Origin of the sequence: Streptomyces sp. PA03-6a (genome assembly GCF_033792765.1) — a bacterium.
Taxonomy (GTDB): Bacteria; Actinomycetota; Actinomycetes; order Streptomycetales; family Streptomycetaceae; genus Actinacidiphila.
Map to the genome: position 1 here is coordinate 21,704 of NZ_JARAVK010000078.1, position 15,534 is coordinate 37,237.

Annotated in this window: 14 protein-coding genes, 1 tRNA gene and 1 pseudogene; 7 read left to right on the forward strand and 9 right to left on the reverse strand. The window is 69.9% G+C overall.

Features of this window, described 5'->3' with window-relative positions:
• Positions 1–164 precede the first annotated feature (164 nt).
• Complete coding sequence (locus PV350_RS20065) at positions 165–1,181, forward strand: DNA-directed RNA polymerase subunit alpha (protein ID WP_499511943.1); 1,017 nt, start codon at positions 165–167, stop codon at positions 1,179–1,181.
• A gap of 191 nt (positions 1,182–1,372) precedes the next feature.
• On the opposite strand, the gene PV350_RS20070 is transcribed toward PV350_RS20065, so the two are convergent.
• The 4 genes from PV350_RS20070 to PV350_RS20085 all read right to left on the reverse strand — a co-directional run bounded on the left by PV350_RS20070 (position 1,373) and on the right by PV350_RS20085 (position 6,848).
• Complete coding sequence (locus PV350_RS20070) at positions 1,373–2,785, reverse strand: LAETG motif-containing sortase-dependent surface protein (protein WP_499511944.1); 1,413 nt, start codon at positions 2,783–2,785, stop codon at positions 1,373–1,375.
• A gap of 233 nt (positions 2,786–3,018) precedes the next feature.
• Entirely contained in the window at positions 3,019–3,462 is a 444-nt protein-coding gene (gene ssb / locus PV350_RS20075) for a single-stranded DNA-binding protein (RefSeq protein ID WP_500335174.1), read from the reverse strand.
• A gap of 115 nt (positions 3,463–3,577) precedes the next feature.
• The gene (locus PV350_RS20080; protein ID WP_499511946.1) at positions 3,578–5,176 is read right to left on the reverse strand and encodes a GTPase; all 1,599 of its coding nucleotides are present in this window, start codon (positions 5,174–5,176) and stop codon (positions 3,578–3,580) included.
• Between the two features lie 4 nt (positions 5,177–5,180).
• A complete protein-coding gene (locus PV350_RS20085; RefSeq protein WP_499511947.1) occupies positions 5,181–6,848 on the reverse strand; it encodes a dynamin family protein in 1,668 nt (555 codons plus the stop codon).
• A 304-nt stretch (positions 6,849–7,152) separates the two neighbouring features.
• On the opposite strand from PV350_RS20085, the gene PV350_RS20090 reads away from it, so the two are divergent.
• A tRNA-Arg gene (locus PV350_RS20090) sits at positions 7,153–7,225 on the forward strand.
• A gap of 176 nt (positions 7,226–7,401) precedes the next feature.
• Here the strand turns inward: PV350_RS20090 and PV350_RS20095 are convergent.
• Together PV350_RS20095 and PV350_RS20100 are read right to left on the reverse strand one after the other, a co-directional pair.
• Entirely contained in the window at positions 7,402–7,626 is a 225-nt protein-coding gene (locus PV350_RS20095) for a hypothetical protein (RefSeq protein ID WP_500335176.1), read from the reverse strand.
• Between the two features lie 75 nt (positions 7,627–7,701).
• A complete protein-coding gene (locus PV350_RS20100) occupies positions 7,702–7,845 on the reverse strand; it encodes a hypothetical protein (RefSeq protein ID WP_500335178.1) in 144 nt (47 codons plus the stop codon).
• A 356-nt stretch (positions 7,846–8,201) separates the two neighbouring features.
• Here PV350_RS20100 and PV350_RS20105 point away from each other — a divergent pair.
• From PV350_RS20105 to PV350_RS20115, 3 genes and pseudogenes are all read left to right on the forward strand, one after another.
• Positions 8,202–8,432, forward strand: a pseudogene (locus PV350_RS20105) (NUDIX hydrolase); the annotation flags it as partial.
• 22 nt (positions 8,433–8,454) lie between these two features.
• Positions 8,455–9,264, forward strand: a complete 810-nt coding sequence (locus PV350_RS20110; protein ID WP_500335179.1) for a hypothetical protein — start codon at positions 8,455–8,457, stop codon at positions 9,262–9,264.
• Between the two features lie 639 nt (positions 9,265–9,903).
• Positions 9,904–10,275 (forward strand): hypothetical protein, encoded by a 372-nt coding sequence (locus PV350_RS20115; RefSeq protein ID WP_500335181.1) that lies wholly within the window; start codon positions 9,904–9,906, stop codon positions 10,273–10,275.
• Positions 10,276–10,550: 275 nt separating this feature from the next.
• Here PV350_RS20115 and PV350_RS20120 read toward each other — a convergent pair whose 3' ends face one another.
• Together PV350_RS20120 and PV350_RS20125 are read right to left on the reverse strand one after the other, a co-directional pair.
• A complete protein-coding gene (locus PV350_RS20120; protein ID WP_500335183.1) occupies positions 10,551–10,739 on the reverse strand; it encodes a hypothetical protein in 189 nt (62 codons plus the stop codon).
• Positions 10,740–11,388: 649 nt separating this feature from the next.
• Positions 11,389–11,613 (reverse strand): Ku protein, encoded by a 225-nt coding sequence (locus tag PV350_RS20125; RefSeq protein ID WP_500335185.1) that lies wholly within the window; start codon positions 11,611–11,613, stop codon positions 11,389–11,391.
• Positions 11,614–11,782: 169 nt separating this feature from the next.
• On the opposite strand from PV350_RS20125, the gene PV350_RS20130 reads away from it, so the two are divergent.
• A complete protein-coding gene (locus PV350_RS20130; RefSeq protein WP_500335186.1) occupies positions 11,783–12,004 on the forward strand; it encodes a hypothetical protein in 222 nt (73 codons plus the stop codon).
• Positions 12,005–12,501: 497 nt separating this feature from the next.
• Here the strand turns inward: PV350_RS20130 and PV350_RS20135 are convergent, their stop codons facing one another.
• The gene (locus tag PV350_RS20135) at positions 12,502–13,857 is read right to left on the reverse strand and encodes an ice-binding family protein (protein ID WP_500335188.1); all 1,356 of its coding nucleotides are present in this window, start codon (positions 13,855–13,857) and stop codon (positions 12,502–12,504) included.
• Between the two features lie 1,309 nt (positions 13,858–15,166).
• Between PV350_RS20135 and PV350_RS20140 the strand changes: the two genes are divergently transcribed.
• A complete protein-coding gene (locus tag PV350_RS20140) occupies positions 15,167–15,274 on the forward strand; it encodes a DUF7660 family protein (protein ID WP_500335193.1) in 108 nt (35 codons plus the stop codon).
• Positions 15,275–15,534: the final 260 nt, after the last annotated feature.

Below are 15,534 nucleotides of genomic sequence, written 5' to 3' on the forward strand. Positions count from 1 at the left end.
TCGGGGGCACGGATAGCTGATCGTTGTACTCGCTCCGGCAGGCGCCGGGCCGCCGGCCGACCGGCGGACGGGCGGGTCAGCCACGCGGGGGGCCGTACCACCCGTACCCTTCATGGTGTCTACGGCGTCACATAGCGGGCGCCAAACACTGGAGGCAATACCCCGTGCTGATTGCTCAGCGTCCCTCACTGACCGAAGAGGTCGTCGACGAGTTCCGTTCCCGGTTCGTGATCGAGCCGCTGGAGCCGGGCTTCGGCTACACCCTCGGCAACTCGCTCCGCCGCACCCTCCTGTCGTCGATCCCCGGCGCCGCCGTCACCTCGATCCGGGTCGACGGCGTCCTGCACGAGTTCACCACCGTGCCGGGCGTCAAGGAGGACGTCACCGACCTCATCCTCAACATCAAGCAGCTCGTCGTCTCCTCGGAGCACGACGAGCCCGTCGTGATGTACCTGCGCAAGCAGGGCCCCGGCGTCGTCACCGCCGCCGACATCGCGCCCCCGGCCGGCGTCGAGGTGCACAACCCCGACCTCGTCCTGGCCACCCTGAACGGCAAGGGCAAGCTGGAGGTGGAGCTGACCGTCGAGCGCGGTCGCGGCTACGTCTCGGCCGTCCAGAACAAGCAGCAGGGCCAGGAGATCGGCCGCATCCCGGTCGACTCCATCTACAGCCCGGTGCTCAAGGTCACCTACAAGGTCGAGGCGACCCGTGTCGAGCAGCGCACCGACTTCGACAAGCTGATCGTCGACGTCGAGACCAAGCAGGCCATGCGTCCCCGCGACGCGATGGCCTCGGCCGGCAAGACCCTGGTCGAGCTGTTCGGGCTCGCCCGCGAGCTCAACGTCGACGCCGAGGGCATCGACATGGGCCCGTCCCCCACGGACGCCGCGCTCGCCGCCGACATGGCGCTGCCGATCGAGGAGCTCGAGCTCACCGTCCGTTCCTACAACTGCCTCAAGCGTGAGGGCGTTCACTCGGTGGGTGAGCTGCTGGCGCGCTCCGAGGCCGACCTGCTCGACATCCGCAACTTCGGTGCGAAGTCGATCGACGAGGTCAAGGCGAAGCTGGCCGGCCTGGGCCTGGCCCTGAAGGACAGCCCGCCCGGATTCGACCCGACCGCCGCCGCCTTCGGCGCGGACGACGGCGCGGACGCCGGTTTCGTGGAGACCGAGCAGTACTGAGCCCGTGCCACATGGCGTTCCCCTCGGAGATCACTCCGAGGGGAACGCTGCGGCGCCGCCAGGCCGCTGTCCGCCGGTCGGGGTGGACCGCAGACCTGTTCCGGGCGTCCGTGCGTGCCGCGGAACGGCGAAGGGGGCGGAGGTCTGTCGACCTCCGCCCCCTTCGCTCAGGAGCGGCCAGTGGTGTCAGCTCACTCGGCGGACGGGGCCGCCTTCTTCTTGCGGAGGAAGAAGACCGCGCCGCCACCGAGGACGACCAGGACGATCGCGATGCCGGCGATCACCGGGGTGGCGCTGCTCGAACCGGTCTCGGCGAGGTCGCCACCGGTGGTGGAGCCGGTGTCACCGGTGCCCTCGGAGGAGCCGCCGGCCGAGGCCGGGCTGGGCGAGGAGGACGGGGTGTCACCGCCGTTGCCGGCGGTCTCGCAGTCGAGGACGCCCTCGAAGGTCTTCTCGAAGCCCTCGGGGCCGGTGATGGTGACCTTGTAGTGCTGGTCCTCGGCCACCGGCACGGTGATGGTCTCGGACTTGCCGGCCTCGACCGTGTACTCCTTGTCGGCCAGCGTGAAGGTGAACGGCTTGTCACCCTCGTTGGCGGCCGTCACGTCCAGGCCGTTCTTGGCGCAGTTGACCTCGGCGGAGACCGCCGGGATCGGGCCCTTGGCGGCCCAGGTGCCGGTGGTCGTCGCCGAGACGGAGCTGTCGCTGGAGCCGGCGAGGATCTGGACCTGCGTGGTGCTGTTGACACCCGTGAACGCGCGGCCGACCGGGAGCTTGGTGTTCGCGGTGGCGGTCAGCGAGGTCGTGCCGTCGGGGGTGCCGGCCTCGACGTCGAAGTAGACCTCGTCGCCGTCCTTGGCGGAGGTGACCGCGGTGCCGTTCTTGTCGGTGACCTTGACGCCGGAGGGGTTGCTGGGCGCGGGGCTCACCTGGACGGTGGAGGCGTTGGTGTGGACGGTGATCGGACCGAGCAGGTCACCGGCCTTGCCGGAGACCGCCGGCGGGTCGAGGGTCAGCGACGCCGCGGGCTCCCGGAGGTCCTTGGCGTGGTCCTGCAGCCAGTCCGCGAGCTCCTCGGCGACCGGGTCGACCGCCGTCACGTCGGCCTTGTCGGAGAAGCGCCAGATGGCCACCTGGGTACCCGCGGCGGCGAGCTTCTCGGTCAGCGGGCCGGACAGGGCCGCGGTCTTCTGCAGCGCCGCGAGGTCGTTCACCTGCGGGTAGGAGTTCTGCAGAATCCAGTTGATCTTGCCGGCGTCCGCGTTGTCGTGGAGGCTCGACTCGTCCCAGGAGACCTCCTTGTAGGCGGCGTTGCCCTGGGTCGGGTTGTGCAGGTCGATGCAGTACGTCTGGATCGTGCCACCGCCGTCGACGGACATCTCGAAGAGTCCGGCGCTGACCGGGTCCTTCTTGCCGCCGTCGTTGATGACGGCCGCGTCGAAGGTCTTCAAACCGCCGAGCGTCGCCGTCGCACCGGGCGCGGTGGGGGTCGCGTCGTCCGCGATGGCGGACCCGGCAACGGCTATGGAACCCGCGGCGAGGAGGCCTGAGGCCACCATCGCTACGGCAAGACGGGCAGCTCCCCGCCTCCGTACAGTGAACATGAATTTCCCCTCCGGGCGAGGCTGGTCGTGGGGGCACGCCTCGCCGACAGCTGTGGATCCCCGCGGAAAGCCGGGGTTCCGCAGAATCCTAGGAACCAACCGCACCAAAGCCACCAGGATTCACGGCCGCCCGGGAATTCGAATCGCAATCGTTACCCGCGCGTAGGCATAGACATGAAATTGTCGATAAATCATCGGCGTTTCACCACCGGGCGAATGCTCAGCTGTCCGGCTTATCCGGACAGGGCGGCCAGCGGATCGGCGAGCGGCTCCCCGGCGCCCGCGGCGGAATTCGGAACCATCAGTTCCGGGCGGCCCACGGACACCCGCCGGAACGCCGAGGTGCCGCGCGTCAGATCGTGGCCGCAGGCGATCGCGTCGACGTCGGCGGAGATCCAGCGCTGGCCGTCGCGCTCCTCCTCACGCACTCTCAGGCGTCCCTGGACGAGCAGCGGTTCACCGACCCCGACCGACGCCACCACGTTCTCCCCCAGCTGCCGCCAGGCCCACACCGTGTAGAAGCTGGTGTGCCCGTCGGACCAGCCGCCGCGCTCCCGGTCCCAGCGGCGCGCGGTCGTCGCCAGCCGGAACCTGGCGACCGGCACGCCCGTGGGCGTCTTCCGGAATTCCGGCCTGGTCGCGACATTCCCCACGACGGTGACCAGTGTCTCGTTCATTGCCGATGCTCCCCCGTTGCCGTCGCCGGCCGGCGGCCCCCTGCCGCCGGCCCCGCGATGGCTCCATGGTGCGCCCGCCGCGCCCCCCGTGGAGAAATGGGATTCAACCTGTGGATTACTGGCCTGTTGTGGACAACTCCGTCACCCGGAAGTGGTTTCCGGAGAGCACCCCGTACTGCTCCCGCACTTCCCGGTAGCGCAGCAATTCCGCCGCCAGCGGCTCCAGCACCCGCGCCCGCCCGCAGTCGGCCGCCGCGTCGGCCATCCGCCGCTCCGCGGCCTGGCCGTGCCGCCGGGCCGGGCCCCGGGCCGCGAACCGGCTCACCCGGGTGAGCAGCGGACCGCCCAGCGCGCCCACGGCCAGCAGCACGGGCGGCAGCCACCACGGCAGCCGCAACGCACCCGCCGCCGTCACGATCCCCGACGCCAGCGCCACCGTCGCGAGCAGCGCCAGCAGCCACTGCGCCGTACCGACCACCGTCCACCACCGGGGACGCAGCGGCTCGTCCGGCGCCACCCGCTCCACCGTCGCGTCCAGCGCCTCCGGGAGCGTGCGGCCACCGCGGCGCGCGGCTTCCCGTACCGCCTGCGCCCAGGGAGCGGGCAACCCCTCGACGGCCTCCGCCGCGACCGCGCGCACCGCCTCGTCGACCGACGCGCGGGACGCCGACAGCGCCGGACGGCGGCCGTCGAGGATGCCGTCGCGCAGATCGGCGCCGCGTCCGCGGCGCAGCCGCCGCCACGGGGTGCCGCACGCCTCCTCGGCGGCCCTGGCCCAGGTGCGCTCCGCCGCCCGGCCCGCCGCCGCGGCGCCCACGGCGTGGGCGAGGCTCGCCGTGAAGTCCTCGCGGGACCGGTCGGTGAGCCCCGTCATCCCCTCGGCGACGTACAGCGGGCGCAGCCGCTCGGCGAGCCCGTCCACGTCCGCGGACAGCCGGCGGCTCGCGGCCGCGCGCTCCGCCACGACCTGGCCGATGGCCGCCCGCAGCTCCGGCACGCCGTCACCGTTCAGCGCCGAGGTGGCCAGCACCATGGCGCCGTCCTCGCCGTGCTCGCCGACGGCGAGCCCGTCGTCGTCGAGCAGCCGCCGCAGGTCGTCCAGGACCTGCTCGACGGCCTCCTCCGGGAGCCGGTCGATCTGGTTGAGGACGACGACGGTCACGTCGGCGTGCCCGGCCAGCGGCCGCAGGTAGCGCTCGTGCAGCGCCGCGTCCGCGTACTTCTCCGGGTCGAGCACCCACACGATCACGTCGACGAGCTTCAGCACCCGGTCCACCTGGTCGCGGTGGGCGGTCGCCGCCGAGTCGTGGTCCGGCAGGTCGAGCAGGACCAGGCCGGCGGGCCCGTCGTCCGTCCGTTCCGCCCCCTCGTCCAGGACGCTGTGCCGGGCGAACCGCGCCTTGGGCCCGATGCCGAGCCGGTCCAGCAGCCCGGAGGCGCCCCGGGGGTCCCAGGCACAGGCGACCGGCGCCGAGGTGGTGGGCCGGCGGACGCCGATCCGCGACAGTTCCAGGCCGGTCAGCGCGTTGAACAGGGACGACTTCCCGCTGCCCGTCGCCCCCGCCAGCGCCACCACCGTGTGGTCCGCGGAGAGCCGGCGCCGGTCGCCGACCCGTTCCAGCAGTTCCCCGGCCCCGTCGAGCGCCTCGTGGCTCACGCGGGTGCGCGACAGCCCGAGCAGCTCCGACAGGGCGTCCACCCGCTCTGTGAGCACCTGATCACCTCTCCTGGAGTCCGTACGACTTCTGCACGACCGAAAGCTCCGCGATCAGCGACGCCTGCTGGGCCGCCGTCACATCCAGCGCGTCGACCGGGAGCACCCGCAGTTCCCGCTCCGCGTCGAGCACGTCGCCGACGAGCCGGTCCAGCTCCTCGCGCGCCCGGTCGCCCGCCCGCAGCGCCGCCTGCGCGCCGACGAGCGAGGCGAGCCGCTCGCCCGCGACCGTGCCCTTGCGGCCGCCGAGCACGGCGACCGCGATCAGTGCCGCCGCGTGCTGCGGGTCGACGCCTTCCGCGCTGCCGCGCACCGACTGGTGCGCGAGGCGGTTCACCGTGAACCCCCAGGTGTCGACGGCGTCCTCGATCCGCTCGGCGGCGTCATCGGCGGCCGCCTCCGGGTCGGCGTCCTCCGTCAGGACGGCGCCCGCACGGTCGCCGCGCCAGGCGTCGAGGGTCCGCTCGTCCGCCGCCGCGACCTCGGTGCGCAGCTGGACCGCCAGGCTCTCGGCGAGGGCGCACAGCAGGGCCGCCGGACCGCAGTCGGGGTAGCCGCGCCAGCTGGCCAGGGCGTCCCCGGCGAGCAGCGCCCCGGCGCCGACGGCCTCCTGCACGCGCGACTCGGCCTCGTCGTAGGCGTTGTCCACGTGGCGGGTCAGACGTACCGCGGCGGCGTGCTGCGCGGCCGAGGCGCCGGCCAGCTCCGGGAGCCGGTTGCCGAGCGAGCCCAGCACCCCGGTCACGGTGCGCCGTGCCGCCTGGTGCCGCGCGGCCGGGTCCTCGGCGCAGTGCGCGAGCCAGCTGCCGAGCGCCGCCACCGCGGTGTGCGGCAGCAGCCCGCCCGCCCCCGCGGACTCGGGCAGCTCCGGGACGGTGAACCGCGGTACGTCCCCGAGCCCGGCCCGGGTCAGCAGCGCCGCGTAGTGCTGCGAGACGTCCTCGGCGATCTGGTGCGGCACCCGGTCCAGGACGGTGGCCAGGGTGACGTCGTACTCCTTGGCCGTACGCAGCAGGTGCCACGGCACGGCGTCGGCGTAGCGCGACGCGGTGGTCACCAGGATCCAGATGTCGGCCGCGCAGAGCAGTTCGGCGGCGAGCTCGCGGTTGCGGGAGACGAGGGAGTCGATGTCGGGCGCGTCCAGCAGGGCGAGTCCGCGCGGCAGCGTGTCGTCGGTCTCCAGGCGCAGCCACAGCCTGGTCTCCTCCGCCTCGCGCTCCTCGTCGTTCCCGTCCGGCCTCTCCTCCCCGTCGGCGTCTGCCGCGGTCCTGGGTCGCGGTGCCCAGGCACGGGCCAGGCCCGGCAGCACCCGCGGATCGGCGAACCACGCGCGGTCCTGGGGGTGGCACACCAGCACCGGTGTGCGCGTCGTGGGGCGCAGCACGCCCGCGTCACTGACCCGCCGCCCGATCAGCGAGTTCACGAGCGTGGACTTCCCCGCTCCCGTCGAACCGCCCACCACGGCCAGCAGCGGCGCTTCGGGCGCCTTCAGCCGGGGCACCAGATAGTCGTCGAGCTGCGCCAGCAGCTCTTGACGTGTGCGGCGGGCCCGCTCGGCTCCGGGAAGGGGGAGGGGAAAGCGCGCGTCCGCGACGCGATCGCGCAGCGCCGACAGCGCGTCGAGGAGTTCGGGCCGTACATCCAAGATCGCCACAGTGGCAGAATGCCCCATTTTGGTGGGTTTTTGAAGCGTATTCCGCCTAGTTCACGTCTTTCGGCCCGCAAGAAGACCGGAACGGGACAGAAGGGCCGGAAGAGACACCGGCATAACGAGTGCACAACAGCCGTCGGCTGAGGCGCCAAAACTGGTGCGACATTCGCACCTGCCTGCGATTATCAGACCGCTTCACCGAACCTACACAACGTGTCATGAAGGCGAAGCAACCGGCCGCACATCAGCCGCGCCCTATCCTTGTCCCCGGCAAGGTCACGGAACCGTCGACACAAGGGGCGGGTTCGGTCGCGGCCAACGTCCGGCCCCCGTAGCTCAGTGGATAGAGCAGGCGCCTTCTAAGCGCTTGGCCGCAGGTTCGAGTCCTGCCGGGGGCACCCACTGCGCCCCTCCCTATGGAGGGGCTTTTTTGCTGGTCAGAGCCTCGCCACGCGGAGCGGAGCAGCGCCGGACCACCTGCGGATGATCACGGGAACCCTCCGGCGCCGTCCGGCTCTCACCGGGTTTGCGCGGGTGGCTCTGTCGAATACGTGTCGAAGTTCCGGGGACCGGTTCAGCGATCTTCGTCCGGCTCGGGGAGGTCTCCCCCGGCCTCGATCCGCCTCTGGTGATCCCTTAGCTGACCGGAGATACAACGCGCGTAGGTGGCAAGCAGGACGGGGACGCTGTTGCCCGCCCACTCGGCAACCTGCGCCGGCGGGACGCCCGCGTTGAGCCACGACGTCAGGCAGGTATGCCGCAGGTCATAGACGCGCTTGCCGAGCGGCGAGGCGAACACTGCCGGTGCGAGAACCTGCTGCCGAGCGGTGCGCCAGGCGCGGCGAAAAACCGACCCCGCGAGGGTGTCCCCGTGCTATCCCGGGAAGAGCAGATCCCCGGGCTTCGGACCCTCGGCCTTCACGTGCTCCCGCAGGACGCGCGTCAGCGCCGGACGACACGGCACGACGCGGGTGTCGTCCTTGGCCCTGCCCTTCAGCCCGCGCACCTCATGGACCATGCCGGTATCCGTCCACTGCTTCCTCCGGCCGGGGCCCCGCGTAGTACAGCGTGGAGAAGAAGGCGTGCAGCCGCCGGCCACAGCGGGGACGGCGCCAGATCCCGCCCAGGAGACCCGCTTGATCAAGGACGCCGCAGCGGCCGAGCCGTCGAGCTTGGGCACGAGCGAGTGGAGCACGTCATCGATCTTCCGGGGGTCCCCCCAGGCCGCCATCGACCCGGTGTTGCGCTCCACCCACCGCAGGATCGTGGAGACCTCGGGGGCACTTCGCCGCGGCCATTCGTGTTGAAGGCGAACTCCCGCAGCGCGGTCCGTACGTCCACGGCGGCGAAGCGGCTGGGCAGAGGACTGCGGAGCAGGGGAACACCACGGGCGGCATCGTCGCCCTGGTCTTCCGCTGCCGGCCCTCCGGTGGCACCGAGCGCACCTCCGCCGAGACCACAGCCGTCGACCGGCTCACGCCCGAAGAAGTCGCCGAGCGCATGTCCGAAGTCCTCGCGGTCCGGCTGCTCGACGGCCTCGACGGCCTCGACGGCGAAGCTCCCCACGTGCGGAGCCACGATGGCAAGCGCCTGAACCCCGTCTGACGGCCCTCCGTAGCATGTCCCGGTGTCGACCGAACCGGAGCACACCATGACTGCGGTGATGCGGTCTCTGCCCAAGGCCGAAGTGATCCTCCGCGATACCGACTGGGCCGGTCTGGAGCACCTGTGGGGTCCCGCAGGCGACGTACCCGCCTCGCTGGCGGCCCTGCGCGGTACCGATCCCGTCGTCCACGCGCGCGTCATGGACAAGGACCTCGATTGCCTGCGCCACTCAAACGGCGTCTCCCCGGCCACGGTGCCCGCCGCGCTGTTCATCGCCGCGATCCTTCCCGAGCCGAGTACCGAGGTCGAAGGGACCTACTACTCCTGGGACGACCCAGTCGGAGGGGAACGGCGCAGCCTGCTCCGTGTGGGACTGCTCGAATGGCTGGCGTCGCTGGCCTACGACACCGACGACGAGTTGTACGGCAAGCTACTGAGGCGGGACGAGGTCTCACCGGAGATCGAGGCGGTACGGGCCTTGCGGCCGCTGTTCTTCCAGGCAGTCGCCCCCTTCCTGGACGACGCCAAGCCCGCCGTGCGCCACGCGGCCCTCATGACAGCCATCTTCCTTTCTGAACACCCCGATCTGGCAGGCCACCACTCTGACCTGGCCACCCGTGCCCGGGATCTGCTGGCGACCTGCGAACGCCCCCCGTACTACCGCCACTGCGCCATCGACGGCCTCAAGGCCTGGGGCGAGCCCTACGAAGACCTCATGCGACCTACCGACGTTCGCCCGCCCCGGCCGACGGAGCACGAGGGATCGCCGTGGGACGATGCGGTCTCCATCGACGACCAACAGTCCGGCTGCAGCGACGGCCCGCCCTTCTAGGCCACCGGTGTCAAGCCCAACGCACTTGCCGAGTTAGTGAGGCCTGCCGGTGTGACGTCGGGTGATGCTTGACGACTGCCCTAGACGATCATGAAGCGACGCGGCGCGGTAAGACTTTCCCTACTTCATCAAGACACCCGGCGTCGCTCACGCTCCGCCGGGCGCGCGGCCCGCGTCCGGCCGCGCCCACGCTCCTGCCTCCGTCCCGCTCGGCGCGCCGTCCGCCACCGCGCGCCCACAGAGGTAGGCCGGGGCATGAGCCGAGACCCGTGGACGCCACAGCCACTCAACGACAAGGCCATGCCTCCGGCGGGGGCGCTCGGACTCCGGGATGGAGGGGGCGCCGTACGCGAGTGCCGGCACGTCGTGGCGAGCGTCGTAGGCTCCCATCCCGACCACCGTCGACCCAGGCAGAGCCGAGCAGACGCGGCCCAGGGCGTCAAGGTCGTTCGTGCAGTGGCGCGCTCCACCTTGACGCCCTGAACCACGCCCGCTCCATGATCTGTGGGTCGACGGCGGACGGGATGGGAGGTGGGGGCAGGTAGTGGGGGTGCAGGTTGGGCGCCGGATACACGTGAGTACCTTGGCGCTCCCAAAGCTGTCAGAAGGGCGGGACCCGTGCAGATAGCCGGAGTCGACTTGTACGTCAACAATCCGATCATGGCTTTGGGGTCGCCAGACTGGATTCGCGATGACCTAGCGTTGCAGGACAATCCCGCTGTGTCCTCCGACACTCACGTCATTGTGCGTGTGCAAGCTCAGACCGTTCTGATCAAGGTGCGGCTGTTCCGGGACCACGGTCAGGGTGTCGCCTCCGACCCATCATTCACCCCTGTCTTCGACGGGTCGCTCTACTTGGCAGACCGACGCTTCGTGATCGGCGACGTGCTGGGAGAAAGCCGGTTCGTCAAGTACATCGGGGGACCGCAACGGTGGCTAGTACGGGTGGCAGTTGATGATCCCAAGGGGTACGCGCGTGCTGCCGACGTAGTTCTTAGGGCCGAGGAGTAGAGGCGACTCCCCGTCGCGCCCATCGTTCGCATCGAGGGGATCGGGCGTGCCACAGCCGTGCCAGGTGAGGCGGTGCCGAGCGGGGAGCCACGGGGAACAGCGGCAAGAGCGCCACGTTGCCGCAGGTCAACGTCTGCCCAGGTGAGACAGGGTCCGCAGCCTCAGTCTTCCAAACTGGTGCTCCAAGGCCCTCGCGCCAGAGCCGCTCATCATGATGGCGCGAAGCCTCCTATTGGTCCCCAGCCGCTCCGGCGCATCGCGCGGTCTGCGATGAATCATTCATCGTCATCCGAAGAGGAGCCCCGTCGTACGGAGATCACCAAGATCACAATCAGCGCCAGGATGATCAAGACCGCAACAAGGCCCCAGATTCCGGATGCCCAGCCGCTGTCGTCGTTTTTGAGAGGCGCCAGGCCGCCGGGACCAGTAGCCAGGACGCCGAACCCCGTGTCCCCCAGTTTCATGATGGGAGCGTATTGCTGCCAGCGATCCGACGCTAGAGACGTAGGAGCGGCAACAAGGTGAGGGTCGGACAGTGGTCGTGCCACATCCGTGCCAGAACGGGCGGGGACTCACGGGGAGTCGGGGTGCGCAGGGGTACGTGAAGTCGGACTCCGCCGAAGGCGGGCACCCACAGGTCAGGCCTACGATTGCCCCACCGCGCTCCTAAAGAGGTGATCCCGGATCCTGGCGCGGTGCACCATGGAGCCATGCGAGTCTTCGGCAATCCAGCGACGGCACCCAGGATGCTGCTGCTCAGCGAGGTGAGGTTTGATCCGGATTGGATCTTCCGCCTCGACCGTCCTCTGTTTCTCATGCCAGGAGATCGGGTCTCCATGGATGGAGGTCGTCTTCTCGTACAGCGGGCCGGCGGCCGCGAGGAGTACCCGGCTACTGACCTCGCTCCGTGGTGCTGGCGTTGGCGGCTCGTCTGACGGCCGTGCCCCTCCCGTGCCCGATCAGACGGGTAACCGCGGGCAACCACGGTGCCATCGTGCACGAAGAAGGGGCGCCCCCGTGTCTTGGGGCACGCCTTCTGTCCAGCGCCGTCGCTGGCCTACTGCGGAGAGTGTGGGATTTGAACCCACGGTGACATCGCTGCCACGACGGTTTTCAAGATTGCTCACTGGGCGTCGAGTGGCGCTCGAAGCCGCGCGCGATCTCCGATTGCGGAACCTCTACGTCTTCGCGCGCACAGACTCTGCGGTGCCGGATGCGGGCACCGTCGCTCGTGTGGACCTGGTGGAATCCGGTGCCGCGCTCCTCGGTCGCTGCGTAGAGGTGAATCGGGATGGTGACCAGGCCGAAGGTGACGTAGCCGGTCCAGATCGCGCGCATACCGACAGCGTGCAAGCCGGGGCAGTTCGCCGCACGGTCTGCTGCTCCGGGCCGGTGACAGCGATTTTGCATCGAATGCGGCTTACGGGAAGAGGTCGATCACACTCCGGATTAAGCTCCCGCACAGCATCGTCCGCAGTGTCGACCAGCGAACGCAGGAGCGCTGACCATGCCCAAGACCCGCCTGAAGTGCCGCAACGCTTCTTCGGCCGCCGCCGTCGTGGCCGCCGGAACCGAGCCAGGCGACCGGCAGCACACCGTCCGGCAGGACGGCCGCCACGTCGTCATCGCCTACGCTGACACGCGCTGGCCCTTCGACGTCGCCGAGTGGGCCGCCCTGGAGGGGCACGCCAGCGACAAGTCAGCCGCCCGGGTCATGGCCAGCCTGTGAACCAGCGGGATTGACGCCCCCATGAGCGAGGTAGAAATGGGACGCGGCTTCGCCCTCCTCCACCTTGGGCGGAGCCGCACCACTTTCCGGGTGATCAGCACAGGACGCGGATCGCGTCCGGCCTCAGCTCCCTGCTGAGCCGAACCGGCCGCGCCGGTAGGTCTAGCTGTGAACTCCTGAAGCAGGTGTCGCAGGTTCGAATCCTGCCTGAGGCATATGGGAAAGGGCCCTGGACCGACAAGGTCCAGGGCCCTTTGACGAGCCAGCGCAGACGAAGCCCTTCAGGTTCCGATCATGGTGACTGTGACTGTCCGCCGCTTGCTCGCCAGAAGGTCCCTACGAATCCCCGGAGAGATTCCGGTGAGTCAGGTCGCTTGCGGGGTGTGGCGATCCCGCCCCGTACCCGAGGTCGACTGACCGGGGGCACGGGGCGGTCACGCCTGCGATGGACTCATGGCGTCGAGCGTCAAGCTGCGCGCCGGATGAGGACTGATCGCTCAGTCGCAGGACGCTTCCCGAGGCTGGAGCGGCGCGCGCCACTCCCAGTTGCAATCCCAGTCCTCGTCATCCTTGTCATGGATGCCGTGATGGTCCGGAATACAGGGGCCACAGGAGTCATCATCGTCGTCCCGGTGGTCGCCGTGGTCCGGGTAATCACCGTGATGCGGGTAGTCGCCGTGGTGCGGGTATCCGGGCCCGGCAGGTCCGGGAGGCCCGGGAGGCCCGGCGGGTCCAGGAGGTCCAGCGGGCCCAGGGGCGCCGGGGGTGCCAGGCAGGCCAGGGGCACCGGAAGGACCGGGAGCACCAGGGGCGCCGGGGGCGCCAGGCAGGCCAGGGGCGCCGGAAGCACCGGGAGCGCCGGGGGCGCCAGGCAGGCCAGGGGCACCGGGGGCGCCAGGCAGGCCAGGGGCACCGGAAGCACCGGGGGCGCCAGGCAGGCCAGGGGCACCGGGGGCGCCAGGAGCACCGGGAGCACCGGGAGCGCCGGGGGCACCGGGAGCGCCAGGAGCGCCGGGAGCGCCGGGAGAGCCGGACGGTCCGGGGGGACCGGACGGTCCAGGAGGACCGGACGGACCGGGAGGACCGGGCGGGCCAACCGCGCAGGCCGCCCGCGTGACGACATTGCTGTCCAGCGTGACCGCGCCATTACGCGCGAGGAGCCGGCCCTCTACATTCGCGTTGGTTTGCGCTGTGATCGAGGTCAGGGCCAGGATGTTGCCCTTGAAGACGGAAGCGGACCCGAGGGTGGCAGAGCTCCCCACCTTCCAGAACACGTTGCAGGCATTCGCCCCGCGGATGAGGGTGATCTGGCTGGCCGAACTTGTGATCAGGGTCGAGTCCGTCTGGAAGATGAAGACGGCGTTGGGGTCGTTCTGACCGTCGAGAACGAGGGCGCCTTGGCCGGCGGTGATTTCGAATGTCCCGTTCGTGTAGACGCCTGGTGCCAGCGTCAGTCCGCCGAGCTCGACACCTGGGTTGGCCCCAGGCCCTCGGCTGGCCGCGTCGTTGTACGCGGTGGTCAGGTCCGCCTGGGCCGGGGCGGCTGCTGCGCCGGTGCGAATGGTTCCGTTGACGACTCCCGGCGGAAAGCCCACCACCGCGAGACCCGGGCTGACGCCCAGGTCGCCGTTGATGACGCTCGGGCCCGTGTTGGTGACCGTCGAACCGCCCAACACCGCGTAGCTCGTAGCCGTCCCCAGCCCCACGGGGGCTTCCGCCGCGTGCGCGGCGTTGGCAAACAGGCTGGCAGCCGTCAGCCATGCCAGTGCAGGAATCGCGATGAGGGTCGCCTTGAGCCGACCGTGTCTCCGCCACCGGCCTATATGGGAGGGCGGAGTTTCAGCCAATGCCATAGCACAAGACCTTTCTTGTCGCCTTGAGCTCAATACCCCAGCAAGGGGCGTCGATTTCCGAAGTGAGCTTGGACAAGGGCCGCAACTCTCGTTTGGTGTCGAGACTTCGAAGGCTCAACCCCCAAGGGGATGCCAGGGCTCTTTCCCGCCGAGGCTGCAAACGCGTCCACCACTCACGGGGCAAAACCTAGTAAAGAACACACATGGTGCGCATAGGCATAAGAAGCCAAAAGGGGTATGGCCACACTCCAGTTCATTCCGCTGGCGGTGTCCGATGGCACATGCCAACGCGGTCTGGTTGAGTGTCCGGCCTTGGAAACGGCACCAGCGATCGAGAGGGCTAGGTTCGAAGGTTCGTGCGAGCTTGCTCACGTATCCATGGCGCCTGCGAGTCTTCCGCCGTACCTGCAGGTGCAGAGCAGCGCCACAGATGCCAAGATCAGGTCGATGCGAGTCGTGTCGCCATCGGCCAAGAGTTGCTGCTCTGCTGTGCGTGGCGGCGCCTGCACAAGCACACCGAAACTGAGTGAAGCAGCGCCTCGGGGATCGACCGGCCGGGTTCGGCTCCGCGGCACGCCTACGGTAAGGACCCCTTCGCAGGGCCACCGGCATCGGTGGCGCCTTGTGACCCCTGGCAGCAGAGGATGACGGCAACGGAGCCGTATACGTGGGGACTTTGGCGGTAGTAGGAGACGCTGCGCTTGGCAGAGAGCGAGGCGGTTCCTGGCCGCCGCAAACGTCGTCGACCTGAGAGCTCCGTTCCCGGAGCAGTACCGGCCCGGGCGCTCTGGGCCTGAGACGATCTGGGCCTGAGAACCCGCCGCCTGTCTCGGGAGCAACCTCACAGCCGGCCGCGCCACGCGATGTGCTGTTCTGTGTGCCGCCACGTGCCCGTAAGGGGAGCGCGCCACGGGGAACTGCGGGGAACGTCCAGGGCTCACTAGTCGGGACAGCACTCCGTCCGCGGCGCTTAGGCGCCAGGAGGCCCCCACCGCACACGGCAGTGGGGGCCTTCCTGTGGCCAGGGCGGAAAGGGTCTCTAGGCCAAACGCCCCGACACGCACGAGCATGGAGGCTGTGCCAGCAGGCAGCACGCTGAACGCATCAATCGGGTGCCGGAGTGGCCTGCATCGAGGGAGCCACGCGGCTGCCTTGACGTGCTCGCCTTGCGTGGTCGCGGGGAAGGCGAGTTCGCCGATCTGCAGGGCGACGGTGAAGCCGATGCCACCAGGGTGGCGAGGCCGAACACGTCGTCCCACGCGAGCTCGGGATTCAACCGGGCCCGCGTGAAGCGCGCGGCGCGGCATGGATCGACGACGCGGACGGCTGGTACAGCAACACCGGTCGCGAGTTGCCGGCCAGCGGTGACTGGAGGTTTTTCGCACGAGCTCTGCGAGCGGCGACCATCTACGAGTAGTCCTGGCCGTGTCGAAAGCCTGTCGAAGTCGGGTGGCAAGCCAATGTCGGCACGGGTTATTGCCCAGGCCAGGGCCCGATTGCGGGCAAACGAGCAATGCGCCTTCTAAGCGCTTGGCCGCAGGTTCGAGTCCTGCCGGGGGCACCCACTGCGCCCCTCCCTATGGAGGGGCTTTTTTGCTGGTCACCAGGGGTACGACGGCGGTCGCGCGGGCGTGCCGGGGGTGCGCACGGCGTGCGGGTCGCGGGGGGGGGGCGGGG